This is a genomic window from Sediminibacterium sp. FW305-C-269 (assembly GCF_058231045.1).
Window position 1 is genome coordinate 517,513 of sequence record NZ_JBIQXQ010000003.1, and the last position, 23,018, is coordinate 540,530.

Genomic DNA, 23,018 nt, shown 5'->3' on the forward strand with positions numbered 1-23,018 from the left:
GGTTCGTGGTTAACAGGCTTACAACTTTTGAATGAATTATACCAGTATGTTCTCGGTCACTGTCTGTCCATCAAGCATGCGGATGATGCGGTGACTGTACCTGGCATCATGCTCTGAGTGAGTAACCATGATGATGGTGGTTCCCTGTTCGTTCAGATTGGTGAGCAACTCCATTACTTCGTTACCATTGGATGAGTCCAGGTTACCGGTTGGCTCATCCGCCAGTATCAGTTTAGGGTTGTTGACCACGGCACGGGCAACTGCCACACGCTGCTGCTGACCACCGGACAACTGCTGGGGATAGTGATTCCGGCGATGCATGATCTGTACTTTCTCCAGCACTTCATCTACCTTTTTTTTCCGATCAGCCGCTTTCACACCTGTATAGATCAGTGGAAGTTCTACGTTCTCAAATACGGTCAGCTCGTCTATCAGGTTGAAGCTCTGGAATACGAAACCGATATTGTGTTTGCGCAGTTCAGCACGCTGCCGTTCATTGAATTTGGCGATCTCTGTCCCGTTAAAAACAAAACTGCCATTATCCGGATCATCCAGCAGGCCAAGGATATTCAGCAGGGTAGACTTGCCACAGCCTGATGGCCCCATTACGGCAACAAATTCTCCTGATTTGATCTCCATTGACAGACGGTTCAGTGCAATGGTTTCTACTTCATCCGTACGATAGATCTTCTCTAGGTCAGTGATTTTTATCATGGTTTGGTTTTTGTTATGTGTATGAGTTGTTTTTATTCGAAAGTTGTAATGCCCTTTGTTTTATTTGTTGATTGGCCGTTCATCTGCCTGTTTCCAGGTAACTCGGCCAACCACCAGTATCCAGAATCAAGTATCCAGTATCCAGTATCCCCAAAACTGTATCTACTGCTTCTTCAACACCAGTTCCTGCATATTTCCATAGTTCTCATAACTGGATGTCACTACTTTATCGCCTGGTTTCAGTCCCTGCAATACTTCATAATAATCGGGGTTCTGGCGTCCCAGCTGTATATCTACTTTGTATGCCATGGTTCCGTTCTCGTTCACTTTAAAGATCCAGTTACCGCCGGTCTGCTGATAAAACCCCCCTTTGGGTACCAGTATGGCGGTTGTCTCATCGCTCAGCGCCAGCAGGATCTGTAAGGTTTGACCACGGCGGATACCCTGGGGTATTTCACCCACGAACTGCATGTCTACCTGGAACCGTCCGTTCGTTACCTGGGTAAATACTTTGGTAATCTTGAGTTTAAAGGTCTTGTTACCGAAAGTGTAATCGCCTGTAAGACCGGTGAATATCCGCGAGATATAGTGTTCATCAACGTCTACACGCACTTTAAAACCGCTCAGCACATCTATTTGTCCCAGTCGTTCACCTTCTCTTTTGTTCTGGCCGATTTCTGCATCAAGCGAAGTGAGCTGCCCGTCAATCGGTGCTCGCACCACCAGGTCGCCCACTTTTTTACGCATGACCGTTAAAGCGTTCTGTGAGCCTTCATAGGATTGTTTGGCCTGTTCCAGCTGTTGTTTGTTGGAGATAGAGTCCTGCTGCAGGATCTGGTTGGTGAGCCGCTTCTTGCGCAGCAGGTAATTATAGTTGTTCTCTGAGGTCTTGAATTCCTGTAAACCGATGGCTTTTTGCTCGTATAGGGTTTTATTCAGTTTATATAAACGTTCCGCTTCAGTCAACTGACTCTCCACGTCGGTCATCTGGTTTAATTTGTTCACCGTATTCTGTAATGCGGCATTGCGTGAAATCTGCATCTGAGTCAACAGGTTATATACGGAAGTCTCCTGGTTTACCAAGCTCAGTTGCAGGTTGGTGTTAGATAGTTTCAGGATGGGCTGTCCTTTTTTCATGATGGCGCCGTCTTCTACATATTTCTCTTCTACACGGCCTCCTTCAGTGGCATCCAGGTAGATAGATGTAACCGGTAAAACAATACCATTTACCGGTATGGCATCTTTATAAGGACCTTTGGTTACTTCACTGATGGTGATCCTTTCTGTATCCACATTCAATTTGGCTTTACCCGAAGTGAGGTAAAAACTACCGCCGATCAATGCGAGAATACCTATTGCTGCCACAATGGTAAGGATCCGTTTGTTGTTCCATTTCTTTTTTTGAATGACTCTGTCCACAGCTGTTGGTTTTTGGTTGAACTTATATGAGTTTGATGATGCCGATCTCAGATCCTTCCCTTGCTGAACGTTGTTTATGGGAAGATGTTACAAACACCAGTAGCACCAGGCCAATTGTTCCTGCTGCCAGCAGGAGGGCTATGAATCGGGGTTGTTGCCGGATGGTTGTTTTCATACAGGGTGAATTATGGTATAGACTATGAAACGATTGTGCCAGAACTTGTGCTTATTGATAATCAATGATTTACTTTTTCATCAACTGAAAAGACTGTACGCATCCGGTACAGAAACTGTCCGGTTTTGATACAGTATCCCTTTGGCTTTTTTTTCTAAATTGTTCTTTCTCAAATTATTAGCTAACTGGTATATTTATGGCTCATTTGTTTGCGGTGTTATTGAATAATGAATTACTGTTTGTAAACAGCCTTTATCAACCGTTTAACCCGTGAACGCATCAACCCATGTCCATAAACCATAACGATATCTGAAAAACCGCCCCTGCATGAGTTTGAAGAAAGCCAGTATTCTGGTGATAGATGATGATACCGACGTGCTGACGGCGGTCCGCCTGCTGCTTCGTACCGAAATGAAAGAAGTGGTAACCGAAAAGAATCCCGAACAGATCCCCTTTTTACTGAGTAAGGACAACTTTGATCTGGTATTGCTGGACATGAATTTCAACGCTTCCATCAACACCGGTAATGAAGGTATTTACTGGCTGCAAAGAATCAAGCAGCTGCAGCCTGGTGTATCTGTGATCATGATCACCGCCTATGGCGATATTGATCTGGCGGTAAGATCCCTGAAAGAGGGTGCGGCAGATTTTGTGGTAAAACCCTGGCATAATGAGAAACTGCTCTCAACACTGCAGAGTGTATTGAGTAAGCGGGAACTTCCCAAGAACCATACTGTTGGTAAAAAGATACAGGTAGGACTGGGCAACAGTACGCTGATCGGTGAGAGTGATGTGATGCAGGATATCTTTTACAAAATCGATAAGATAGCACCTACGGATGCCAATATTCTGATTCTGGGCGAGAACGGCACAGGTAAGGACCTGATCGCTACCGCTATTCATGAACAATCCCTGCGTGCAGATAAACCATTTGTGAAAGTGGACGTAGGTGCGCTGACAGAAAGTCTTTTTGAAAGCGAACTGTTTGGCCATAAAAAAGGCGCATTCACGGATGCAAGAGAAGACCGTATGGGACGTTTTGAATCGGCCAGTGGCGGTACGCTCTTCCTGGATGAGATCGGGAATATTTCTTTACAACAGCAGGCCAAACTGCTTACGGTCTTGCAGAACCGGCAGGTTACACGTTTAGGCGCTAATCAGCCCGTGCCGATTGATATCCGGCTGATCTGCGCCACAAACATACCGCTAAGCGAGCTGGCCAATGAGAACCGTTTCCGCAAAGACCTGATCTATCGGATCAATACGGTTGAGATCACCGTACCGCCGCTTCGTAAACGTAAGGATGATATCCTGCTGCTGGCCAAACATTTTGCCAAGACCTATGCAAACAAATACCTGAAGCCGAATATCCAGTTTCATCCATCGGCTATGGAGAAGTTGCAGCATTACCCATTCCCCGGAAATGTTCGGGAGTTGCAATATACCATCGAACGCGCCATCATCATGGCTGACAGTGATACTATCGGAGCGGCGGACCTGCTGTTTTCACCCATTGAATCCTCCGTAACGGAGTCGCAGGAAGATGAAGTGTTCAAACTGAGTACCATGGAAAAGAACACGATCATGAAAGTGATCGATAAACACAATGGCAATATCAGTAAAGCTGCCAGAGAACTGGGGCTTACCAGAACTGCATTGTACAGAAGACTTAGTAAATATGACATATAGAAGGATCCAGTGGGATATCCTCACCCGCGTACTGTTGTTATTGCTTACACTTTGTGCAGCCGCATTCCTGCTGGTAAAGCAGTGGTATGTATACGAGATTTTGGTACTGCCTGTGATCATCTACCAGGTATTTGATTTCTATAGCTTCCACAAACAGGCACAGCGGGAAGTGGAGCAGTTTGTGGAATCGATCCATTACCGGGATTTCTCCCGGAACTTCAACGTGACACAGGCACCTGAAGACCTGAAAGAACTTCGTCGGGGTTTTAATGAGATCAATTCCGCTTTCAAACTTATCTCGAAGGAAAAGGAAACCCAATACCAGTACCTGCAGAAGATTCTGGAACTGGTTGATACAGGAATCATTTCCTACGAAACGGAGACTGGAGAAGTGGTATGGATGAACGAGTCGCTGAAACGAATGCTGTTGTTGCCTTATCTAAAGAGTATTCATTCCCTGCAAAAAAGGGATGCGGTGCTGTACGAACAGGTCATTCGTCTGCAACCCGGTAACAGCCACGTGGCCACGGTTCACCAGGAAAAGAACATGTTCAAGATACTGCTGTCTGCCACCGCTTTTCAAACGGAAGGGAAAAAGTTTCAATTGGTGGCTTTTCAAAATATTAATGAGGCGTTAGACGCCACCGAATCGCAGGCCTGGAAAAAGCTGTTGAGTGTGATGACGCATGAGATCATGAATTCAGTAGCACCCATTTCTTCCCTCGCCGATACGCTCAAAAACCGCCTGCAGGAATCGGTCCAGTTCCTGGATAACAGTAATGGGGTGGTGGAAGACCTGGAAGTGGGTATCAACACCATTAAACGCCGCAGCGAAGGGTTGCTGAAATTCGCAGAAGTATACCGGAACCTGAACAAAATTACCAATCCAGCCCTGAAACATGTGTTCGTGCGTGACCTGTTCGAGAACATGCACAACCTGATGCTGCCTACCTTCAACCAGAAAGGCATTGAGATGGAATTGATACTCAAAGACCCCGACCTGTCCATTGAAGTAGATCCCAATCTGATTGAACAGGTATTGATCAACCTGATTGTGAATGCCATTGAAGCAGTGAAGGAAAGTGAACACCCGAGGATCGTTCTTTCGGCGGTACAGTCTTCCGGCCATAAACTGGCCGTTAAAGTATCGGATAATGGTTATGGGATGAGCGAAGAGGTGATGAACAATATCTTCATACCTTTTTTCAGCACCAAAAAGAATGGCAGTGGTATTGGACTGAGCCTGTGTAAGCAGATCATGATGTTGCACAAGGGCAATATCACGGCTCAATCGGTGGAAGGGAAAGGATCCGTATTTACTTTGCAGTTTTGATGCAGGATCTCAATGCTCTCGCGCAAGCGCCTGCTGCATTTTTTCTTTACTGGCGTCGGGGAGGGTTTCATGTATATGGATCTGCCTGGCCATACGACCGATCAAACCGCTCTGCTTCTCAAACCTTCTGCACATGCTGCATAGGGCCATATGTGTGCGTAATTGCCATTTTTCGAGCCAGGACAACCGGTTCTCCTCTTTCTTAGCAATAAGCCATGTGGCTTTTTTACAACTGATCATCAGGGATTTCATCATAATTATTTTAAATGGATCCAGTTTTTTTCCAAACAGACGCGTAATTGCAATTTGGCCCGGTGTATTAATACCCAGTAGTTAGACGAAGTAATGTTCAATACCTTACAAATCTCCGCTGCGTCAAGATCTTCCAGGTATTTCATGGAAAAAACAGCCTGTTGCATTTCCTGCAGTTTTTTCCGGCATTTTTCCAGTACTGCATAAAATTCTTTACTGTCTGTTGGTTGTTGCTGTATGTCCCAATGGCCGGGCTGGTTTTCAGGAATCCAGTGTTCCACTTCATCAAAAAAACCATCTGCTGCAGTGAACTCGGGCATGGGTTGGGTGATATCCCTGGCTTTTTTACGGTAATAATCGATTATCTTATTTTTGCAAATGGTGTAGAGCCAGCTTTTTTCAGAAGCTTCGCCCTTAAAGCTGCTACGGGCTTTCCAGGCACTGAGAAAGGTTTCCTGGACAAGATCCTCGGCCAGCGCTGCATCGTTTACCCGGGGAAGCGTGTAACTGTATAACGCGTCCGCATAGTCGTTGATCCAGCGATCGGGGTTAAGTAAAGAATGAGACATAGGCTTGGATGAATTTCGAAAATACGTAAATTAAATTGCTTGCCATTAACGGAGTGATCAGGCTACCCGCCGGGAAAACAGTAAGTTTGCGGTTATGCAAGTGTTCTCCAGTTCCAGTCGTATTATTATAACCTGTCATAAATGGCTGTCTCCTGCCTTACAGCGTGAAGTAACGGCCCTGGGTTTCCCGATCGCACGTTCATTCCCTACGGGTGTGGAACTGAACGGTACCCTGAACGACTGTATCCGGCTGAACCTGAACCTGCGTTGCGCCAGTCAGGTCATGTATTCGCTCAGATCATTCCAGTGTGATCACCCGGATGAATTGTACAGGGAACTGACAAGCATAGCCTGGGAAACGCTGATCCGGCCGGATGGTTATTTTTCTGTGACCAGTAATGTGTTTCATCCTACCATACAGACCAACCTCTTTGCCAATCTGCGTGTGAAAGATGCTATCGTAGACCGTATGCGGAATAAAACAGGTAAACGGCCTTCTACGGGTTCTGAATTATCGGGGGCGGTGGTATACCTGTTCTGGAAACAGGAAGAGGCCGAGATTTTTTTAGATACCTCCGGTGAAACACTCGCCAAACACGGATACCGGAAATTGCCAGGCAAAGCGCCTATGCTGGAGGCCCTGGCTGCCGCTACCATCTTATCCACCAAATGGGATGGCCGCTCGCCTTTTATCAATCCCATGTGCGGCTCAGGTACTCTTGCCATCGAAGCCGCGTTGATCGCTACCAACCGCCGGCCGGGGCTGTTACGCAAGAATTATGCATTCATGCATTTTCTTAGTTATGATGCCGCCGTGTACGAGGAAGCCATGGCACAGTTGCAAAAACAGGTACAGGAAGTGCCAGGTTTGCAAGTGATTGCTTCGGACCGGAGTGAACTGGCCGTATCCATCGCCAAAACCAATGCGGTTGCTGCAGGTGTGGAGCAGCTGATCGTTTTTCAGGTATGCGATTTTGAAAAGACCACCGTTCCGCAGGATGCCGCTGGTGTGATCATGTTCAATCCTGAATACGGTGAGCGACTCGGTGATGAGATAGAACTGAATGCTACCTATGCACGAATGGGCGATTTTCTGAAAAAATCCTGCAAAGGATATACCGGTTATGTGTTCACCGGTAACCTTGACCTTGCCAAAAAGATCCGTTTGAAACCTTCCCGACGGATCGAATTCTTCAATGCCACCATCGATTGCCGTTTACTGGAATACGAAATGTATGCCGGTACCAAACGGGAAGACAAAATAAGCCCTGCCCCAGGTGTTGAGCAATAGTCACTGCCTTTTTTGGTTGAATTTGATTCCGTAATGTTGAATTACTGCTGCTGTGCTTCCGCAAATACCGTTTTGTGGAAATTAAATGCTGTTCGGAATGACAGCCAAAGCATTTTAGTTTTATCATTGTAAGCCACAAAGAAATTCCTTCTCACGTTAAATGCTTGCACATGAAAAAATCCCTGTTGTTTTTGGTTGGTGTGCTAACTGCTGCAGTGATGCAGGCGCAGTTATATACACCCAGTCCAGAAAATCTCGCATCAAGAAAACAGTTTCAGGACAGTAAATTCGGTATGTTCATTCACTGGGGCGCTTCGAGTGTATTGGGTAGCGGTGAATGGGTGATGAACAACCGTAATATCCGTGTGAATGAATACAGCACCCTGCAGCGGGTATTCAATCCGGTAGATTTTGATCCCAAAGCCTGGGTAGCCACGGCTAAAAATGCGGGTATGCAATACATCACTTTCATTACCCGGCACCACGACGGCTTCAGTAACTGGGATACCCAACTCTCGGATTGGAAGATCACCAATACGCCTTACGGGAAAGACGCGTTGAAGTTATTGGCAGATGAGTGTCATAAACAGGGTATCCAGCTCTTCCTGTATTATTCGCTGCTCGACTGGTACCGTTCTGATTACCAGTATGAGACCGGTAAGACAGGCAAAGGCACCGGCAGGACCCAGAAAAGCAACTGGCCCAGCTATATCAATTTCATGAAAGGGCAGTTGACCGAATTACTCACCAATTATGGCGAGATCGCGGGCATCTGGTTTGATGGCCACTGGGATCAGCTGGATAACGACCATGATAAAACCCTGCAATCCAAAGTGAACTGGCATTATGATGAGATCTATCCGTTGATCCACCAGTTGCAACCCAAATGCCTGATCAGCAATAACCATCATCTTTCACCCATACCCGGTGAGGACTTTCAGGCATTTGAGAAAGACCTGCCCGGTAATAATACCACAGGATTTGGCGGGGCCAGCGTTTCGCAGCTGCCACTCGAAACCTGTGAAACCATGAATGATGCCTGGGGATACAATATGACCGACCGGAAATTCAAAACAGTACCCGCTTTGATCCATTACCTGGTGAAAGCTGCAGGGCGTAATGCCAATTTCCTGCTGAATGTGGGACCCAAGCCTAATGGACAGATCCAATCAGAATTTACCGATACGCTGGCACAGATCGGTGACTGGATGCGTACCAATGGAGCCAGTATTTACGGAACGCGCGGTAATGTGATACCGGAACAGGAATGGGGAACCGTTACGGCCAAAGACAAAACTCTGTATGTACATATTCTGAACAAAAAAGAAGTGAAACAGCATTACCTGTTCCTGCCGGGTGTTACGGCAACGGTCAGTAAAGTCGCTACTTTTGCCGATAAAAAAACGATGCGGTTCAAACAGCAACCGGAAGGTTTGTTTGTATACCTTGATACTATCAGCTTAGATGCCATTGATACGATACTGGAATTAACCCTTCAATAAATAACCAACATGAAACTGATCCGCTTTGGAGAACCGGGTAAAGAGAAACCGGGTGTGCATATCAATGGAAAGAATTACGATCTGTCCGGCTTTGTGAATGATTACGATGAAGCTTTTTTTGCGAACGACGGGCTCGGCCGCTTATCGGCCCTGTTATCGAAACGAACGGAACTGACGCCATTACCGGAAGGAACCCGTTTGGGTTGCCCGGTAGCCAGGCCCTCCAAGATATTGTGCATTGGATTGAATTATGCCAAACATGCAAAAGAAACCAATGCACCCATACCGAGTGAGCCCATCCTGTTTATGAAAGCTACCAGCTCTATAAGTGGGCCCAATGATCCCATTATCATTCCGAAGGATTCGGTTAAGACGGATTGGGAAGTGGAACTGGCATTTGTGATCGGTAAAAAAGCAAGTTATGTAGCCGAATCGGAAGCCATGGATTATGTGGCCGGCTATTGTTTACACAACGATGTGAGTGAACGTGAATTCCAGCTGGAACGTGGGGGCACCTGGGATAAGGGCAAGGGTTGCGACACATTTGCCCCGCTGGGACCCTGGATGGTGACCAGGGACGAGATCTCCGATCCGCATAAACTACGGTTATGGTTAAGCGTGAACGGCGTGATGATGCAGGATGGAAATACGGACGACCTCATTTTTTCTATTCCGCAACTGGTGTCCTATATCAGTCGCTTCATGACCCTGCTGCCGGGTGATATCGTGTCTACCGGAACACCGGCGGGTGTGGGGCTTGGTTTTACGCCGCCTGTATACCTGAAACCCGGTGACGTAGTAGAGCTGGGGATCGATGGATTGGGCAGTTCCCGTCAAAACCTGCTTGCTTATGCCCGTGATTGATGCGCACCAGCATTTCTGGAAATACCATCCTGACACGCATGACTGGATCAGCGATGAGATGGCGGTGATCCGGGAGGATTTCCTGCCTGCGGATCTGGCCCCCATACTGAAACAACAAGGGGTTGATGGATGTATTGCCGTTCAGGCCGACCAGTCGGAAGCTGAAACTGATTTTCTCGTATCGCTTGCCGATAGTAATGATTTGATCAAAGGGGTAGTGGGTTGGGTAGATCTTTGTGCAGAGAATATCCGGGAACGTTTGCAATATTATCACCAGGTGCCGGTAGTAAAGGGATTCCGGCATATTCTGCAGGCAGAAGATCCTGTGTTCATGCTGCAGCCTGCATTTTTACGGGGCATCGGGGCTTTGCAGGAATATGGATTTACGTATGATATACTGGTCTACCCCAGGCACCTGTCTGCAGCGCAACAACTGGTGAAACAGTTTCCCAACCAGCGTTTTGTGATCGATCATCTGGCCAAACCGGATATCAGCAGGGGTGTTTGGAAGGATTGGGCCAAACATATGCAGGCCATATCGGCTTTACCGAACCTGTATTGCAAGGTCAGTGGCATGGTTACCGAAGCCAACTGGTCGTCCTGGAAAAAAGAAGACCTGTATCCGTATCTGGATATTGTAACAGAAGCATTTGGAACCAACCGCTTGTTGTATGGTTCCGACTGGCCCGTTTGTTTGCTGGCCGCATCGTATGAAAGAATGATGGAACCCGTGAGAGAATATTATAGTAACTTTTCTGCTGCCGAACAGGCGGCTTTGTTTGGCGGCAACGCAGCTGCTTTTTATCATGTATAATTCTTGAAGATGGACCTCCAATTACAAAATAAAGTGATCCTGGTGACCGGCGGTGCACGCGGTATCGGGGAAGGTATCGTACGGGTACTTGCCAAAGAAGGAGCCATTCCGGTGATCATTGGAAGAAATGAGCAGGATAATCAACAACTGGTGAATGAGCTGCTGGCCAATGGTTGCCAGGCAGGACAGGTGGTTGCGGAGCTGGCCGATCCCGTTGCAGCCAGTAATGCCGTCAGGGCCGCATTGTTGCAGTTTGGCAGAATAGATGGCTTAGTGAATAATGCAGGTGTGAATGATGGGGTGGGATTGGAGCATGGCAGTTATGACTGTTTCATGGAAAGCCTGCACAAGAACCTGGTACATTATTATCTGGTGGCACAAACTGCGTTGCCTGAGTTGATCAGGTCCAAAGGTGCCATCGTGAATATCACCTCCAAAACGGCGGAAACGGGTCAGGGAAATACATCGGCGTATGCTGCTGCCAATGGAGGAAGAAATGCACTTACCCGTGAATGGGCCGTTGAATTGCTCAAATACGGAATCCGGGTGAACGCCGTGGTAGTAGCCGAAAGCTGGACGCCGGCTTATGAAACCTGGATCAATACTTTACGTGAACCCGAAAAGAAACTGGCAGAAATACGTGCCAGAATACCATTAGAGAACCGCATGACAACGCCGGAAGAGATTGCTAATACGGTTGCTTTCCTGCTCTCGCCCAGGTCAAGCCATACAACGGGGCAGCTGATCCATGTAGATGGAGGATATGTGCATCTTGACCGTGCATTGGCGAATGCCTGATCCTGTTGACCTGTATTCTTAGTTTGCGTAATGCAGTTCTTTGGTTATTATTGTAAGCGAAATTCAATACCAATGGGAGAAATCAGGATCGTAGTAGTAGATTCCGGATCTGTCTACATAGAAAAACTGAACAAAAGATTATACCAGGAAGTTGAATACGCGCATTATTACCATGAAATCATTCAACTTCCTGATGGCAAACAAAGGTCGCTGCACCTGTTCCGCGATACCCGCAATCCGGAATTCCTGCCTGTTCTCCTGAGAAGTTATGAGACCCTGGAAGGAACTTCCTTGTACGCTGGCCGGGTAGTAGCTATCAAAAAATATTATATCCATGGACAATCAGGTCCCGAAGGACGCTTGAAGATCCACGCGGATAACAAACATCTTTACGATATTACGGCCGATGCATTGGAACAGTTAGGTATGTAACCGTCATTTGCCTCCGGCGGCCTGTAACCTTTTGTGGTAAGTGATATACGACGTCATCAACACCGCCCATACAGCTATCGGGAACAGCGTAAGTCCACTGAATCCATCCGTTGCCCAGTGCGAAACAAAAGCCGAGATAAAAGTGAAACTCAGTCCTGCATAGGCCCATTCTTTCAATCTCGGCGGAAAAGCCGGGATGATAAGTACCAGTGTACCACTCACTTTAAAAATGGTCAGCATCACCCGAAAATAATCCGGATATCCCAGGTGTCGTATACCGTCGATGGCCAGTTGGGTGTGCGATGTAAGTGCTGGCATAACACCTTCAAACAGAAAGATCAGCGTGGTACAGATCCAGTAGGTTAGGTTGGTAGCTTTCATATTTTTTGTTTGGGTGAGTAATGGTGGACAACGATACCGCAGGTAAATGCAACAGATTGCTTTATTACCAGTGCTGTTTTGTCAGTGAATATGCGCATGCCGTTACCAATGGCCGTAGGGTTGATGAAGAGATAAAGATCATCAATCAGTTGTTCCTGTATCAATGCGGCAGCCAGTGCGGCACCGCCGTAGGTAATGATATCCTGCCCTTCCTGTTGTTTGATGGTCATAATCTCATCTTTCAGTTCTCTTTTGACCAAACGCGTATTGGCCCAGGGATTTTCTTCCAGACTTCGGGTGAACACAACTTTAGGTGTATTGACCATTTTTTGTGCAAATGCATCATTGGTATCCGGATTCTCCAGCGCAGCTGTCCAGTGGGGAATAAAGCCCATAGCCAGGTTCTTGCCTAACACAATGGTATCAACAGGTTCAGTAAGCTGGCTCACGAATGTTTTGATCCCGTCATCCCAGTTCCATTCCATCCAATCCATTTCGCCATTGGGGCCGGCCACAAATCCGTCAATACTCAGCTGCATTTGTAATTTTAGTTTTCGCATATAGGTGGTAAATGTTTGGTTTGATCGTATTGTAATAACCAACGGTTCCCGAATTTATCGGTTAATCCTCCAAATAACGTGCCCCAGTAGGTATTTTTCAGTGGGTGTGTGGCCTGTCCGCCGGTGGCCAATCTCTCATAACTGCACCGGATTTCTTCTTCACTGCTGCAGTCCAGGCAAATGGAAATGGCGTTGCCATGTATCAGTCCCTCCTCACTGACCATATCCGATCCCAGTAAGATCCATCCATCTTTGATCAGGGCCGCCTGCAGGATACAGGTTTTCATCTTCTCCGGAAAACCTTCTGCCATGGGTGATTCACCGAGGGTTTGCAAAGTCAGTTGACCTCCCAGCGCCTGCTGGTAAAAACGCATGGCTTCCAGGCAGTTACCGTTAAAACTCAAATAAGATTGTAGTTGTGTCATGTATGTTTGCACAGATTCTATGCATCCGATACAAAACTGTTATTAGTTTTTGATCTGTGCAAGGTGCGATGAAGACAATTAAGAGGGTTGATTACGACAAAGCTTTTTTCTACATTTAGCCTATGAAAAACGTATCCATCCTTGTGCCTGAAACAGCCGTTATCGAAGCTGTTGCGGATCCTAACTACATGTTCAAAGCTGTGAATCAGTTCCTGGTGGCCGCTGGCAGGGAACCTTTATTCCAGGTGCAACTGGTGGGATTGACGAGAGATGTCAGGCTGGATAATAGCCGTTATTCTGTACATACTGATAAACTGTTGCATGAAGTAGACAAGACCGATCTGATTTTCATCCCTGCGATCAGTGGCGATATTGTTAGGGCACTGGAGTTGAATAGAGAAATGATTCCCTGGATCGTTGCACAATACCGGTCAGGTGCAGAAGTGGCTTCCCTGTGCATTGGTGCGTTTTTACTGGCTGCTACGGGTTTGCTGAACGGGAAGAAATGCTCCACACACTGGAATGCAGCTAATGAGTTCAGGAATCTGTTCCCCGAAGTGGAGCTGGTTGAAGGCAGTATCATAACCGAAGAACAACGGATCTACTCCAGCGGCGGAGCCAATTCTTACTGGCGGCTGTTGTTGTATCTGGTTGAAAAATATACAGACCGGGATACGGCTATCCTGGCATCCAAATATTTTGCAGTGGATATTGACCGGGAAAGCCAGCGCAGTTTTATGATGTTCCGTGGGCAAAAGGAACATGCCGATACAGCCATTCTGCAGGCACAGCTTTTTATTGAAGAGCATTATCAGGGCCGCATCACGGTGGATGAACTGGCCGATCGCTATGCCATGGGACGCCGCAGTTTTGAGCGGAGGTTCAAGAAAGCCACCAGTAATACGGTGGTGGAATATATGCAGCGGATTAAGATAGAAGCGGCCAAACGCAGTTTTGAAAGTAGCCGCAAAAATATCAACGAAGTGATGTACGATGTTGGGTATACCGATACCAAAGCGTTCCGTACCGTTTTTAAAAAGATCACAGGTTTAACACCAATAGAATACCGGAACAAATACAATAAGCAGGTGGTATTGAATTAATACCGGAACCGGAATTTTCCGGGAAGCACTTCTATTGTCAACGCTTTTGCCGAGTGCAGATCACCGTCTGCCTGTATGTCAATCATTTCGTTGCAGCTGATGTGAAAGCTGTTTCCCTGGCGGTGTGTTACAAATGGCAGATGGAGGTGTTTCCCTTTCTGGATCACGGGCAGGTATCGCAGTCTTTTGAGCAGTGGTAGCGGATTGCAGAGTACCATGTCTAACTTCCCATCTTCAATAGACGCTTCCGGTGCCACAAAAAAGCCGCCACCTGCGCGGGATGAATTTACCACCATCACCAGCAAATAGGGACCTCGCCATTGTTCGGCCCCTGACTGTATGGTGAATCTTTTTTCCCGGAACCTCAAGATCTTTGTAATTACGGCAAGCAGGTAGCCGAGTTTTCCGCCCAGCATCCGTATGGAACCCATGGAACGAACGATCTCTCCGTCAAAACCCAATCCAAGGCAGTTGATGAACAGATGCTCATTGAACCTGCCGGCATCTACGCATCTTGGTGTAGCTTGCAATACCTGGGCTAATTGTTCGGCGTTTGTTTTGTTCCCATATAATTTCCAGGCAAAATCATTGCCCGTACCACTTTTGAAAATTGCCAGCGCTTTATCACAGTCGGGATATCGGTTGATGAAGTAGTTAATGGTTCCGTCACCACCGATCAGCCAGATATCTGAAAAACCGGTTAGTGCCACAGGCCACTGGTCTCTGTAGATAGTAGCCGGGATCTGTCTTTTCTGCAGCTCATTGTGCAGCCAGGCCGACAGGGCAGCGGATTTCCCCTTGCCCGCTCTGGGGTTTTCGAATATGGCAACAGCAGTTATGGACAATATTCAGTGAACTTGAGAAAAACAAGTTACTGAATATCGGAACGTAACACACCCTGAATTTTGTGCAATCAGATTTTATCACGGTTCCTTTCCTGGTTGGTATGGACTTCCTTTACAGAATCGGCTTCATCAGGTTTCATGGTTTCTCTGTCTTTTTTGTTTTGTCGTACCAGGAAAAGGATCAGTGCCAGCACCACTACTGCGGTTATGCTGATGACGAGAATTTGATTTTGTTCCATATAGCTGGTTTGAGGGATGGCCGTATAGGTTTTCTTAAAGTTATTCAGGAAAATACTGCAATGGTGTTAAGTTTTTATCAATTTCGGCCAGTCTTTGTATGTAACAGATTCCGTAATTTGCCGTATAATCTGATCTGTCTATGCGTTTCATTCCTGTATTGCTTTTATGTGTATCTCTGTTTACCCGTGTTGGTGCCCAAACCCATCCTGATTTCTGGAATGATGTACAGGTTATCAAACAATACGATAAGATCTATGCACCCCCTAAAAATCCCATCCTGTTTACAGGTAGTTCCTCTATCCGTTTGTGGGGCAACCTGGCAGAACAGTTCCGGGGATATACCGTTCTGAACCGTGGTATCGGAGGGGCGGTGACCCGTGATATTGACCGATATGTAGAAGATATCATACTGCCGTATAAACCCCGGCAGATTGTATTGTATATTGGAGAGAATGATATCCTGACAGCTCCGAATGGAGACACTGTTTTTATGGCGTTTCAGAAACTGTTCCAACATGTCCGCACTGTTTTGCCGGATGTTCCGGTGGCGTATATCTCCATCAAACCCAGTCCTTCACGTGCGCAATTCCTTCCGGTTGTTACCAGGGCTAATGAACTTATCAGGGAGTATCTCGCTACGCAAAGCGGAACTGGGTTTATTGATATCTATCCGCTGATGCTTGATAAAAAGGGCAATATGCGACCGGAACTGTTCCGTGAGGATAAGCTGCACATGAAGCAGGAGGGATATGATATCTGGTATAAGAAGATCAGGCCTTTCCTGGTAAAACAGTAAATAATTCAGGCATACAGGATACGTAACATATGTTACACAGGGGGTACTAAAGCTGTACCAACTTTGGGGTACAAACAAACACCTCATGTATGAAAATCCTCGTTGTCGGAGGTAATTTCGCAGGCTTTACCGCAGCGATCCTCCTCAAAAACAAACTCAAAGAAAACGCCGAAGTAACCTTACTAGACAGGAACGAAAAATTTCTGTTCGTCCCTTCTTTGATCTGGGTGCCCTTTAAACGCCGGGAAGTGAATGAGATCAGTGTAGACAGGCGGAATGTACTTGACCGGAAAGGAGTGAAGTTCGTTCAGACCGTTGCACTCCGTGTAGATCCCGATGAAAAGATCGTATATACCGAAAAAGGGGAAATGCCCTATGATGAACTGGTGATCGCAACGGGCCCGAAAGTGAATTTTGATGTCGCTCCTGGTATACGTGAACATGCCTGTTATATCGGTACTCCCACCGGAGCCATGGATGCCCGCGAAAAACTGGAAGAATTTAAAAAAGATCCCGGCCCGATCGTGATCGGTGCTACACAGGAAGCGGGCTGTATGGGTGCTGCATACGAGTTCCTATTCAATATGGAAAAATGGCTGCGCGAGCAGGATATCCGTAAAAAAGTAGATCTGTACTGGGTAACTCCCGAAACCTATCTGGGCCATTTCGGTATAGATGGCATGCCTTTGGGCGAGTCTATGCTGAAAGGATTCATGAAAATGTTCCATATCCATTACCGCACCAATGTGGCTATCAAGGAAGTAACGAAAGAGGGTGTATACCTGAGTAACGGCGAGTTCATTGCCAGCAAATTCAAGATGCTGATGCCACCTTTCCGCGGTGTTGATTTTGTTACCAGCTCCCCCAAACTGGAGGCATTGCCCAATGGATTCATCGATGTATTACCCAGTTATCGTCACAAAAAATATCCCAACGTATGGGTAGCCGGATTAGCGGTTCAGGTAGCCCCGCCTTTTGAAAAAGGGGCCGTGCCTTTTGCCGTGCCGAAAACAGGGTACCCCAGTGACGAAACCGGTAAGATCGTGGCAGAGAACATCGTACGTACTATTAAAGGTGAGACCAAGCTGAAAGAAAAAACATGGGGCGAAATACCCGGCGTGTGTATCATGGACGCAGGAAAAAAAGAAGTGATCATCTTATCCAATCACCTGTTCAAACCCCGCAGCATCGCTATCATGTTGCCCAATATTATCTGGGACTTTGGTAAAGTGCTGCTCGAAAAATATTTTCTATGGAAACTCCGTAATGGTTATGCGCAGCTGCCATAATCGAATGGCATTCATAAAAGTGTGGTGTAGGTTTGGGCCCATCCCTGGTTGGGATGGGCTTTTGTTGTTTAGTGCCACTAATTATGAAACAATCATATAGACATTAAAAATATAGATAGGGTATGTAACAAATGTTACACAACATAAAAATGTATTTCAGGAAATTTGCTTAACGATTCTCTGCTTATCATCAACCTTATTTACCGGCATGCTTCACCTGCGTCCCAGTAGAATGTGACCTGGTAGCTTATTGTGCCATAAAGAGACTTTCTATACAGCCCCCCAAACCGTGATGGGAAAGCGCAGTTCTCTGAACGGGTATAGAGAGTAGGTGTAGGTTTGGCCCATCCCTTAACCGGGGTGGGCTTTTTTGTATGGGCTTTGCAGGACTTGTGTAAAATAACCGCGCCCTGGTGTCTTTGCATCAGTGTTGCAGGCAAAGAAGCCAAGGCGTAGTCAGGAATAAAACTTTTATTGAGGGATCTCAGTTTCTATTTTTTCACTTTCGTTGCCTAACCGGTCAACCGCAGTTACCGCGATCTTGACGAGCTTGGTATCTTTGTTGTTCCTGTCTTTAATGGAAGTTGTGATCGTTGTGCCGTGTTCTGTCCGGTTTAGTATCTGGTAGGTCCAGCTGTTGCCATATTGTTTATACACTACCCAGCGAAATACTTTATCAGCATGCGGGTGTGTGAAACTAACCTGTATGCCATCTGTGCTCTTGCTGGTTTGTACGGCAGGGGCTTCAGGTTGTTTATTGCCCAGCCAGCGTGAGGCCGGCACCAGCGCATCCTTCTTGTATGGGCCTTCCAGCAAGGCTTTGGAAAGATTGCTGCTGCGGATCACAGACGACAGGCTCCAATGTACGGCACCGGCACTGTTAGGTAACATGCCCCGGGTAATCATGATCTGGCTCAATGTTTCATTGGTACCCTTTATGCTGCTGTCGCCCACATTCATGCCGGGCCATAAATGACGTTTTTTGGTGTTCTCTTTTTCCCACCAACCCAGCAGTATCGGGAAACTCAGCGAGATGCGGTTAATGGGCCAGTACAGCTGAGGGGTAAAATAATCCACCCATCCTTTATTCAGCCAGCGTTTGGCATCGGCATACAGGGTATTGTACTGGTCAAAACCCTCTACAATGGACGGGTAACCCGGGCGCCAGGTACCGAATGGACTGATGCCGAACTTCACATATTTCTTTTCGGCTTTGATCTCTTTGTACAACCGTTCTATCAGCGTATTCACAGCTGCCCGGCGCCAATCGCCACGGGAAAGTGTACCACCTTTCTGCTGGTAAGCTGCCCAGCTTTCCTGGTCAGGAAAATCTTCTCCGCCATTGTATTCAGGGTAAGGATAAAAATAATCATCCAGGTGTACACCATCGATATCATAGCGTTTTACCAGGTCGCGCACTACGGCCGCTGTTTTATCCTGTGTTTCTTTTCTGGCAGGATCCATCCAGTAGTAATTCTGTTTCAGTTTTACCACCAGTTCAGGATTGGTTTTTACAATAGAACCGTCACTGATATTCTTACTGGTAGGGTGATAGGCGCGGTAGGGGTTTAACCAGACATGCATTTCAAGGCCACGGTCGTGAGCGGCTTCGGTCCAGAACTGCAGGGGATCGTAATAGGGGTCAGGAGCTTTGCCCTGTTCGCCTGTAAGATAATAGGACCAGGGTTCCAGTTTACTATCGTACAAAGCGTCTGCCATAGGGCGCACCTGGAAAATGACTGCATTAAAATGGTGTTCTTTTAAGAAATCGAGTTGTGCAATCGCTTCCTTCTGTTGTTCGGAAGTACTTAACCCTGGTTTGCTTGGCCAGTTGATATTGGCAACGGTAGCGATCCAGGCAGCACGGAACTCTTTTTCTACTGCCGGCGGACCTGTCTGGATCTGCGCTACAGCAGATTGCAGCGAGGATACTACAAGTAAACAGTAAATAATTGCGCTTAAGGGTCTTTTCATAAGTACTAATTGAGGGTAACTAAAGTAGTTAAACCCTGTATCATTCCGTAAAAAAATACCTGGATTGTTATGAATGGAGGAGTATAAAACAGGGTGGGCTGTTCTCATAAAACACCGGCAGGATCCCTTATATGCGGGATTGAATCTTAAAAGTTAATTAAATTACTCTTTTTGCATATCTGTTCCTGTCAGGCACTCGTTACTACAGGTCAAGATTTATGTAAAATGTATTTGTTTTCTTCTTTAGTCCGTTCCTGGCAATGGTGTACGCTGGCAGGTATATTATTTGTACCGCTTTCCTGCAATAAAGCGTATACGATTACTCCCGATCCTTTGGCTACTAATATTATTGCTTTAACGGGAAGTGAAGGGGCCTATTCCAAATGGCGTTTGAACAAAATCGCTATTGAACAGGTAACACAACCTGCGAATACCATCAATAAGGATTATTATAAGTCTTACCAGCTCAATGGAAGTTTTGAAGATGGTGACGGACTGCGCGGCAAATGGAGTCTGGTAGCCAAAGATTCCTTGCGTGAAATAGTGACCAATACACAATCGGGTGCCTATGCCATTCAGCAATTCCATATCAACAAACTGACCCGGACAGAATTGTCACTTAGTTATTTTGTGAATGCGAAGGAAGTGAGTATCTCATTTACGGCTGAGAGATAAGGGTTGTTTCCCGACAATCATTTTTTAAACAGCCCAAAGCTGAGTGCCCCCATCATAGCGCCATATAAAGTGCTGTTGAGTGGCCGGGATGTGATCAGGCAGGTACCTGAACTGCACCCGATCTGTTGCCAGTACACATAACCGGCAATGGCACCTGCCACTGCGCCGATAAGGTAAAGTTTATTGATGAGGATCCATTTTTTCATGATGATGGGAATGCTTGGAAAATATTGATTAAAGATCGGGCTTATTTTTGGGTTAGTTCCTGGAGTTTACAGCTGATATAGGTTTTTGCCTTATCCAGGAAACTGTTCTTTCCTTTTTCGGGATAACCCAGTTGCGCCAGTTTGCTGGTAATGGCATCCCTGTCAATAGCAATGCCGCTTACAGCTACTTTTTGGGTTTTGATATCTGCGTCAACGGAAACCACACCTTCCATTTGCAGAAGGTTTTCTCGGATATTGTTTACGCAACCCATGCATTTTACATTTTCCACGTTTAGCAGGTAAGAGTTCATATACCGGTTTTCAGTAAAGTTACACAGATACCAGTGCATACTCTGTAACAAAGGTTACAAACCCCAACACCCAACCGTAATTGAGTTTCCTGAATATGAGGCATCGTGCCATTTCCCTGGTTCTGCCGTAACCCGCATACTGATTTTATCCGGTGACGTTCAAAGGTTATCTTGCATGTGTTATGTGGATGTACCTATTGGTATTTATTGCTACTTTTTTGGTAGACCTGGTGCCGTTTATCGGGCCACCGGCCTGGACGGTTATGGTGTTTTGCCAGATGCAGTTCGGGTTAAATATCTGGCTGGTACTGGTTACGGGTGTTATTGGCTCTACCTTGGGACGCTTTGCGCTCAGCCAGTATATGCCCTGGTTATCAGATAGGTATATCAAAGCAGATAAAAATGAAGACCTCAAATTCATTGGCCAGAAACTCTCCCAAAAGGGCTGGCAGATTCAGTTGTTTGTACTGGTGTATACATTAACCCCCATGTCGTCCACTCCCGTGTTTACTGCTGCAGGTATGGCCAGGATCCCGCCTATCAAAATCATTCCTGCTTTTTTTGTGGGTAAGTTCATCAGTGATATGGTGATGGTATTGGCGGGCGATTATGTAGTGCAGAATTCAAAAGCCATTTTCGCCGGCTTGCTTACCTGGAAAAGTCTGCTCACCCTGTTGCCCGGTGTATTAATCATCTTTGTTCCCTTGTTCATCGACTGGCGTGTATTGCTGGAACAAAAGAAGTTCCGGCTTAACTTTCGTATCTGGAAATAAACGGGTTATTTGTGATGGGTACCGGGTACGACTGGTCATGGGTTTTTATTTCATAAATTGACTTTTCTTTCCATTTATTTATCCCCGTACTGTGAATAACTGTCTGATTTTTTCACTTTTTTATCATGTGAAACAGCTTTTTTATCAATGTTTTATAACGGTTTTTTGCCCGGTGAAAAGAACTGACGCATGTAGTAATATTATGCCTTACGAGTAGTTTTTATCAATGATAATTTTGATGATTTTTTGTTGTTTTCCCACACTAATGCGATTGATTATACTACATTTTATAGACATCGGGCAATACGGGGATCGAACGGTTTTGTCTGTGATAAATCTTATCCAGTCGGTATTTGACCCGGTAAGCTGTGCCCGGAACTCTCTTTTTTTTTAAGCGGGTAGTAGGTATTCAGGAATTTGTGAAGGAAATTCTACGGCGCTGAGTAGCGACAGTAGCTGTTGCGTCTGTCTGAGATAGAGGTGGATTCGTTAGCATTTTCCGGAAATGTTGCTGGTGAATTTTTATATGAGAATTCGAGGGTATACTTGTGTCCCCAAAATCCAATATCACAAACTGTCCAAAGTACCCATGGAAAGTTTGTTGATATGAACTATCTGCAAACAAATTTCCTAAGACTATGAACAAAAACTTTTCCCCGGGTTTTCGTAAGGCAGCCGTGACCCTTCTTGTGACGGTAAGCAGCTACGCCAGTTGTACCAAAGGGTACGATCCCGGAAATCTGTTCAGCGACAGGATCGCCACGTTGACCGGTCAACCCGGCTCTGTGAATTGGGTACTTACTACCATTTTCGTAAACAATGCTGCTGATACTTCAGCAAAAGGTACGCGGAAGCTGTATCGTCCCGATGGAACTTTCGTGGATGATCTTGGCTTCACCGGTTACTGGACCCTGTATTCGAGGGATTCATTGATCGAGAGCACCCGTTCGTGTGTGAATACTGCTGCACCTTATTTTACTAATCATTTCCGTATTGAACGTTTGGATCAGGGCCGGTTACGACTGACCACCACTCATGCGGATAAAACCATCCGGTTCGAATATGTATCAAACAGGTAAACGTGCATGTTATGTACTGATTACCTGTTTGCTGCTGAATGTTCCTGTTGTTGCCCAGATAAAAACTCACTATCATTTTGGCTTTATCGGAGCAACCGGAGACACATCTGTCAAACTCAGCGAACCGGTAATCATCCAGTACAGTAAATGTTTTGAGATCACCAATGGGTTATCCAAATTCATAGCTCCCAAACCGGGGCCCTTTGCCATTAGCTGTAAGGAAGTGTCACCCAAGATGGAGTTACAGGTCTATGCCTATCCCAACCCTGCCGTCCATCAACTGACGATCCGTTCGTTGGTGAATTTTCCGGAAAAGGGGCTGGTACAGTATACGATCTCTTTAACGGATCTGATGGGTAATCCCATTAAAACTGTAAGGACAGATCTGGCATCAATCAACCGCGGACTGGTTATTGATGTCCGTGGGTTTCCGCTGGGATATTGTATTGTTACGTTGTATGCTAATAAGGAAAAGATACAGTCATTCAAGATTCTAAAAGCATTCTAAG

Annotated in this window: 28 protein-coding genes; 15 read left to right on the forward strand and 13 right to left on the reverse strand. The window is 46.2% G+C overall.

The annotated features are described in order from the left end of the window. Positions 1-36 precede the first annotated feature (36 nt). The 3 genes from ACH3Y6_RS12185 to ACH3Y6_RS12195 form a co-directional block, all read right to left on the reverse strand. Positions 37-714 (reverse strand): ABC transporter ATP-binding protein, encoded by a 678-nt coding sequence (locus ACH3Y6_RS12185; RefSeq protein WP_490835890.1) that lies wholly within the window; start codon positions 712-714, stop codon positions 37-39. A 162-nt stretch (positions 715-876) separates the two neighbouring features. Continuing rightward, a complete protein-coding gene (locus ACH3Y6_RS12190; RefSeq protein ID WP_490835891.1) occupies positions 877-2,133 on the reverse strand; it encodes an efflux RND transporter periplasmic adaptor subunit in 1,257 nt (418 codons plus the stop codon). A gap of 22 nt (positions 2,134-2,155) precedes the next feature. After that, positions 2,156-2,308: a hypothetical protein gene (locus ACH3Y6_RS12195; RefSeq protein ID WP_490835892.1), complete on the reverse strand. Its 153-nt coding sequence runs from the start codon at positions 2,306-2,308 to the stop codon at positions 2,156-2,158. Between the two features lie 327 nt (positions 2,309-2,635). Here ACH3Y6_RS12195 and ACH3Y6_RS12200 point away from each other — a divergent pair, with 327 nt between their 5' ends. After that, entirely contained in the window at positions 2,636-3,997 is a 1,362-nt protein-coding gene (locus tag ACH3Y6_RS12200) for a sigma-54-dependent transcriptional regulator (protein WP_490835893.1), read from the forward strand. Beyond that, positions 3,987-5,330, forward strand: coding sequence for a sensor histidine kinase (locus ACH3Y6_RS12205; RefSeq protein ID WP_490835894.1), 1,344 nt, complete (start codon positions 3,987-3,989; stop codon positions 5,328-5,330). The genes ACH3Y6_RS12200 and ACH3Y6_RS12205 overlap by 11 nt, the downstream gene beginning before the upstream one ends. Positions 5,331-5,339: 9 nt before the next feature. On the opposite strand, the gene ACH3Y6_RS12210 is transcribed toward ACH3Y6_RS12205, so the two are convergent. Next, complete coding sequence (locus tag ACH3Y6_RS12210; RefSeq protein ID WP_490835895.1) at positions 5,340-5,585, reverse strand: anti-sigma factor family protein; 246 nt, start codon at positions 5,583-5,585, stop codon at positions 5,340-5,342. 2 nt (positions 5,586-5,587) lie between these two features. Further along, on the reverse strand, positions 5,588-6,151 hold the full coding sequence (locus ACH3Y6_RS12215; RefSeq protein ID WP_490835896.1) for a sigma-70 family RNA polymerase sigma factor: 564 nt from the start codon (positions 6,149-6,151) through the stop codon (positions 5,588-5,590). Between the two features lie 94 nt (positions 6,152-6,245). Here ACH3Y6_RS12215 and ACH3Y6_RS12220 point away from each other — a divergent pair, with 94 nt between their 5' ends. From ACH3Y6_RS12220 to ACH3Y6_RS12245, 6 genes are all read left to right on the forward strand, one after another. Then, positions 6,246-7,442 carry a THUMP domain-containing class I SAM-dependent RNA methyltransferase gene (locus ACH3Y6_RS12220; RefSeq protein WP_490835897.1) on the forward strand — a complete coding sequence of 399 codons (1,197 nt, stop codon included), beginning with the start codon at positions 6,246-6,248 and terminating at the stop codon, positions 7,440-7,442. 170 nt (positions 7,443-7,612) lie between these two features. Beyond that, entirely contained in the window at positions 7,613-8,944 is a 1,332-nt protein-coding gene (locus tag ACH3Y6_RS12225; RefSeq protein WP_490835898.1) for an alpha-L-fucosidase, read from the forward strand. A 9-nt stretch (positions 8,945-8,953) separates the two neighbouring features. Further along, complete coding sequence (locus ACH3Y6_RS12230) at positions 8,954-9,808, forward strand: fumarylacetoacetate hydrolase family protein (RefSeq protein WP_490835899.1); 855 nt, start codon at positions 8,954-8,956, stop codon at positions 9,806-9,808. After that, the gene (locus ACH3Y6_RS12235; RefSeq protein ID WP_490835900.1) at positions 9,795-10,622 is read left to right on the forward strand and encodes an amidohydrolase family protein; all 828 of its coding nucleotides are present in this window, start codon (positions 9,795-9,797) and stop codon (positions 10,620-10,622) included. The genes ACH3Y6_RS12230 and ACH3Y6_RS12235 overlap by 14 nt, the downstream gene beginning before the upstream one ends. 9 nt (positions 10,623-10,631) lie before the next feature. After that, on the forward strand, positions 10,632-11,420 hold the full coding sequence (locus ACH3Y6_RS12240; RefSeq protein ID WP_490835901.1) for an L-fucose dehydrogenase: 789 nt from the start codon (positions 10,632-10,634) through the stop codon (positions 11,418-11,420). A gap of 72 nt (positions 11,421-11,492) precedes the next feature. Then, positions 11,493-11,852, forward strand: coding sequence for a hypothetical protein (locus ACH3Y6_RS12245; protein ID WP_490835902.1), 360 nt, complete (start codon positions 11,493-11,495; stop codon positions 11,850-11,852). A 3-nt stretch (positions 11,853-11,855) separates the two neighbouring features. On the opposite strand, the gene ACH3Y6_RS12250 is transcribed toward ACH3Y6_RS12245, so the two are convergent. Genes ACH3Y6_RS12250 through ACH3Y6_RS12260 form a run of 3 tightly spaced genes read right to left on the reverse strand, consistent with a single transcriptional unit; the run spans position 11,856 to position 13,218 of the window. After that, a complete protein-coding gene (locus ACH3Y6_RS12250) occupies positions 11,856-12,233 on the reverse strand; it encodes a DoxX family protein (protein WP_490835903.1) in 378 nt (125 codons plus the stop codon). After that, the gene (locus ACH3Y6_RS12255) at positions 12,230-12,793 is read right to left on the reverse strand and encodes a dihydrofolate reductase family protein (protein ID WP_490835904.1); all 564 of its coding nucleotides are present in this window, start codon (positions 12,791-12,793) and stop codon (positions 12,230-12,232) included. Before ACH3Y6_RS12255 ends, ACH3Y6_RS12250 begins: the two co-directional genes overlap by 4 nt. Then, positions 12,781-13,218, reverse strand: coding sequence for a VOC family protein (locus ACH3Y6_RS12260; RefSeq protein WP_490835905.1), 438 nt, complete (start codon positions 13,216-13,218; stop codon positions 12,781-12,783). The genes ACH3Y6_RS12255 and ACH3Y6_RS12260 overlap by 13 nt, the downstream gene beginning before the upstream one ends. Positions 13,219-13,340: 122 nt before the next feature. On the opposite strand from ACH3Y6_RS12260, the gene ACH3Y6_RS12265 reads away from it, so the two are divergent. Continuing rightward, on the forward strand, positions 13,341-14,321 hold the full coding sequence (locus ACH3Y6_RS12265) for a GlxA family transcriptional regulator (protein ID WP_490835906.1): 981 nt from the start codon (positions 13,341-13,343) through the stop codon (positions 14,319-14,321). Here the strand turns inward: ACH3Y6_RS12265 and ACH3Y6_RS12270 are convergent. Further along, a complete protein-coding gene (locus ACH3Y6_RS12270; RefSeq protein WP_490835907.1) occupies positions 14,318-15,166 on the reverse strand; it encodes a diacylglycerol/lipid kinase family protein in 849 nt (282 codons plus the stop codon). The two genes, ACH3Y6_RS12265 and ACH3Y6_RS12270, sit on opposite strands and share 4 nt — an antisense overlap. Positions 15,167-15,234: 68 nt before the next feature. Then, positions 15,235-15,405: a hypothetical protein gene (locus tag ACH3Y6_RS12275; protein WP_490835908.1), complete on the reverse strand. Its 171-nt coding sequence runs from the start codon at positions 15,403-15,405 to the stop codon at positions 15,235-15,237. A 140-nt stretch (positions 15,406-15,545) separates the two neighbouring features. On the opposite strand from ACH3Y6_RS12275, the gene ACH3Y6_RS12280 reads away from it, so the two are divergent. Continuing rightward, positions 15,546-16,202: a GDSL-type esterase/lipase family protein gene (locus ACH3Y6_RS12280; RefSeq protein ID WP_490835909.1), complete on the forward strand. Its 657-nt coding sequence runs from the start codon at positions 15,546-15,548 to the stop codon at positions 16,200-16,202. Between the two features lie 89 nt (positions 16,203-16,291). Beyond that, on the forward strand, positions 16,292-17,491 hold the full coding sequence (locus ACH3Y6_RS12285) for an NAD(P)/FAD-dependent oxidoreductase (RefSeq protein ID WP_490835910.1): 1,200 nt from the start codon (positions 16,292-16,294) through the stop codon (positions 17,489-17,491). A gap of 471 nt (positions 17,492-17,962) precedes the next feature. Here ACH3Y6_RS12285 and ACH3Y6_RS12290 read toward each other — a convergent pair whose 3' ends face one another. Further along, complete coding sequence (locus tag ACH3Y6_RS12290; protein ID WP_490835911.1) at positions 17,963-19,465, reverse strand: glycoside hydrolase family 10-like protein; 1,503 nt, start codon at positions 19,463-19,465, stop codon at positions 17,963-17,965. 225 nt (positions 19,466-19,690) lie between these two features. On the opposite strand from ACH3Y6_RS12290, the gene ACH3Y6_RS12295 reads away from it, so the two are divergent. Continuing rightward, positions 19,691-20,140 carry a hypothetical protein gene (locus ACH3Y6_RS12295; protein WP_490835912.1) on the forward strand — a complete coding sequence of 150 codons (450 nt, stop codon included), beginning with the start codon at positions 19,691-19,693 and terminating at the stop codon, positions 20,138-20,140. Positions 20,141-20,157: 17 nt separating this feature from the next. Here ACH3Y6_RS12295 and ACH3Y6_RS12300 read toward each other — a convergent pair whose 3' ends face one another. Together ACH3Y6_RS12300 and ACH3Y6_RS12305 are read right to left on the reverse strand one after the other, a co-directional pair. Further along, positions 20,158-20,346, reverse strand: coding sequence for a DUF6132 family protein (locus ACH3Y6_RS12300; protein WP_490835913.1), 189 nt, complete (start codon positions 20,344-20,346; stop codon positions 20,158-20,160). Between the two features lie 41 nt (positions 20,347-20,387). Then, positions 20,388-20,657 carry a heavy-metal-associated domain-containing protein gene (locus ACH3Y6_RS12305; protein WP_490835914.1) on the reverse strand — a complete coding sequence of 90 codons (270 nt, stop codon included), beginning with the start codon at positions 20,655-20,657 and terminating at the stop codon, positions 20,388-20,390. Positions 20,658-20,839: 182 nt separating this feature from the next. Here ACH3Y6_RS12305 and ACH3Y6_RS12310 point away from each other — a divergent pair, with 182 nt between their 5' ends. The 3 genes from ACH3Y6_RS12310 (at position 20,840) to ACH3Y6_RS12320 (ending at position 23,017) form a co-directional block, all read left to right on the forward strand. Continuing rightward, on the forward strand, positions 20,840-21,430 hold the full coding sequence (locus ACH3Y6_RS12310) for a hypothetical protein (RefSeq protein WP_490835915.1): 591 nt from the start codon (positions 20,840-20,842) through the stop codon (positions 21,428-21,430). 638 nt (positions 21,431-22,068) lie between these two features. Then, the gene (locus ACH3Y6_RS12315; protein WP_490835916.1) at positions 22,069-22,509 is read left to right on the forward strand and encodes a hypothetical protein; all 441 of its coding nucleotides are present in this window, start codon (positions 22,069-22,071) and stop codon (positions 22,507-22,509) included. Then, entirely contained in the window at positions 22,493-23,017 is a 525-nt protein-coding gene (locus ACH3Y6_RS12320; RefSeq protein WP_490835917.1) for a T9SS type A sorting domain-containing protein, read from the forward strand. Before ACH3Y6_RS12315 ends, ACH3Y6_RS12320 begins: the two co-directional genes overlap by 17 nt. The last annotated feature ends 1 nt before the right edge of the window (position 23,018 follow it).

What these genes read in the sequence shown, in the direction of transcription:
- ACH3Y6_RS12185 (WP_490835890.1), bottom strand. Translation starts at nt 714, where the DNA reads ATGATAAAAATCACTGACCTAGAGAAGATCTATCGTACGGATGAAGTA.
- ACH3Y6_RS12195 (WP_490835892.1), bottom strand. Translation starts at nt 2,308, where the DNA reads ATGAAAACAACCATCCGGCAACAACCCCGATTCATAGCCCTCCTGCTG.
- ACH3Y6_RS12200 (WP_490835893.1), top strand. Translation starts at nt 2,636, where the DNA reads ATGAGTTTGAAGAAAGCCAGTATTCTGGTGATAGATGATGATACCGAC.
- ACH3Y6_RS12205 (WP_490835894.1), top strand. Translation starts at nt 3,987, where the DNA reads ATGACATATAGAAGGATCCAGTGGGATATCCTCACCCGCGTACTGTTG.
- ACH3Y6_RS12210 (WP_490835895.1), bottom strand. Translation starts at nt 5,585, where the DNA reads ATGATGAAATCCCTGATGATCAGTTGTAAAAAAGCCACATGGCTTATT.
- ACH3Y6_RS12215 (WP_490835896.1), bottom strand. Translation starts at nt 6,151, where the DNA reads ATGTCTCATTCTTTACTTAACCCCGATCGCTGGATCAACGACTATGCG.
- ACH3Y6_RS12220 (WP_490835897.1), top strand. Translation starts at nt 6,246, where the DNA reads ATGCAAGTGTTCTCCAGTTCCAGTCGTATTATTATAACCTGTCATAAA.
- ACH3Y6_RS12225 (WP_490835898.1), top strand. Translation starts at nt 7,613, where the DNA reads ATGAAAAAATCCCTGTTGTTTTTGGTTGGTGTGCTAACTGCTGCAGTG.
- ACH3Y6_RS12230 (WP_490835899.1), top strand. Translation starts at nt 8,954, where the DNA reads ATGAAACTGATCCGCTTTGGAGAACCGGGTAAAGAGAAACCGGGTGTG.
- ACH3Y6_RS12235 (WP_490835900.1), top strand. Translation starts at nt 9,795, where the DNA reads ATGCCCGTGATTGATGCGCACCAGCATTTCTGGAAATACCATCCTGAC.
- ACH3Y6_RS12240 (WP_490835901.1), top strand. Translation starts at nt 10,632, where the DNA reads ATGGACCTCCAATTACAAAATAAAGTGATCCTGGTGACCGGCGGTGCA.
- ACH3Y6_RS12245 (WP_490835902.1), top strand. Translation starts at nt 11,493, where the DNA reads ATGGGAGAAATCAGGATCGTAGTAGTAGATTCCGGATCTGTCTACATA.
- ACH3Y6_RS12250 (WP_490835903.1), bottom strand. Translation starts at nt 12,233, where the DNA reads ATGAAAGCTACCAACCTAACCTACTGGATCTGTACCACGCTGATCTTT.
- ACH3Y6_RS12255 (WP_490835904.1), bottom strand. Translation starts at nt 12,793, where the DNA reads ATGCGAAAACTAAAATTACAAATGCAGCTGAGTATTGACGGATTTGTG.
- ACH3Y6_RS12260 (WP_490835905.1), bottom strand. Translation starts at nt 13,218, where the DNA reads ATGACACAACTACAATCTTATTTGAGTTTTAACGGTAACTGCCTGGAA.
- ACH3Y6_RS12265 (WP_490835906.1), top strand. Translation starts at nt 13,341, where the DNA reads ATGAAAAACGTATCCATCCTTGTGCCTGAAACAGCCGTTATCGAAGCT.
- ACH3Y6_RS12275 (WP_490835908.1), bottom strand. Translation starts at nt 15,405, where the DNA reads ATGGAACAAAATCAAATTCTCGTCATCAGCATAACCGCAGTAGTGGTG.
- ACH3Y6_RS12280 (WP_490835909.1), top strand. Translation starts at nt 15,546, where the DNA reads ATGCGTTTCATTCCTGTATTGCTTTTATGTGTATCTCTGTTTACCCGT.
- ACH3Y6_RS12285 (WP_490835910.1), top strand. Translation starts at nt 16,292, where the DNA reads ATGAAAATCCTCGTTGTCGGAGGTAATTTCGCAGGCTTTACCGCAGCG.
- ACH3Y6_RS12290 (WP_490835911.1), bottom strand. Translation starts at nt 19,465, where the DNA reads ATGAAAAGACCCTTAAGCGCAATTATTTACTGTTTACTTGTAGTATCC.
- ACH3Y6_RS12295 (WP_490835912.1), top strand. Translation starts at nt 19,691, where the DNA reads ATGTATTTGTTTTCTTCTTTAGTCCGTTCCTGGCAATGGTGTACGCTG.
- ACH3Y6_RS12300 (WP_490835913.1), bottom strand. Translation starts at nt 20,346, where the DNA reads ATGAAAAAATGGATCCTCATCAATAAACTTTACCTTATCGGCGCAGTG.
- ACH3Y6_RS12305 (WP_490835914.1), bottom strand. Translation starts at nt 20,657, where the DNA reads ATGAACTCTTACCTGCTAAACGTGGAAAATGTAAAATGCATGGGTTGC.
- ACH3Y6_RS12310 (WP_490835915.1), top strand. Translation starts at nt 20,840, where the DNA reads ATGTGGATGTACCTATTGGTATTTATTGCTACTTTTTTGGTAGACCTG.
- ACH3Y6_RS12315 (WP_490835916.1), top strand. Translation starts at nt 22,069, where the DNA reads ATGAACAAAAACTTTTCCCCGGGTTTTCGTAAGGCAGCCGTGACCCTT.
- ACH3Y6_RS12320 (WP_490835917.1), top strand. Translation starts at nt 22,493, where the DNA reads ATGTATCAAACAGGTAAACGTGCATGTTATGTACTGATTACCTGTTTG.